2 protein-coding genes are annotated in these 732 nt (G+C 38.4%); both read right to left on the minus strand.

Features of this window, described 5'->3' with window-relative positions:
* Nucleotides 1-287: SWIM zinc finger family protein (locus AC3G7N_RS20960; protein WP_489424090.1), on the minus strand; the 287-nt coding region annotated here is incomplete at its 3' end.
* 183 nt (nucleotides 288-470) lie between these two features.
* Nucleotides 471-732: DUF4181 domain-containing protein (locus AC3G7N_RS20965; protein WP_489424091.1), on the minus strand; the 262-nt coding region annotated here is incomplete at its 5' end.

A 732-nucleotide genomic window follows, 5' to 3' on the forward strand; every position in this document is an offset into this window, starting at 1 on the left:
GCCCCTTGACGCTGATGATCATAAATCGCCAATAAAACGGCAGCAATATGCTGACAGTCGTTTTTAAACGAAGGAAGTGTTGGACAGTCGCAGTTCGTGTGAAAGCCTTTGTCATCCTTTTCAAGGATAACATGGAATTCTCCCTTTCCTTCAACGGTTGCCTCACAACGATCGGAAGTGTAATTTATAATGGTTACTTTATTAGCACGATAAAAAGAGTCCCCTCTTTTGAAGGAGACAGTGCCGCACATTTCTTGAATTGTTTTTAGATCCAATTTTATATTCAATTTCCTCGCTCTTTCTTAAGGATATTTCAACCCTGGTAAGGCTAATGGCGAAAATTTAATTAACATGATTGTATCATAAGGTCTGGAAGAATTGTACTTTTGATATTCTTAAGCATCACATACTCCCTAAAGTGATTTATTTATAATGCGTACACAAGCCAACAGTGAAATCTTCATAAAACGCTATGCAGCGTTAAGCCACAATAATACCCCCATTAAGGCAACGAAAGTTAACGCAACCTCAGCCAGGGAAACCTTATAATTCTTTTGATTCTCTGAAAACCTCCACTCAACATACGCTTGAAATACGAGTTGACTTATCGCGAAGAAAGTCGATATAAACAGGATGATGAGCGGTTCAGCTGGGAACATGATTAATCCCGCTATCATAGAAACCACTAAACACATACGTAATGCCCAATCACCTTTTTTATGAAATTCATTG

The organism is Virgibacillus carmonensis (genome assembly GCF_057836705.1).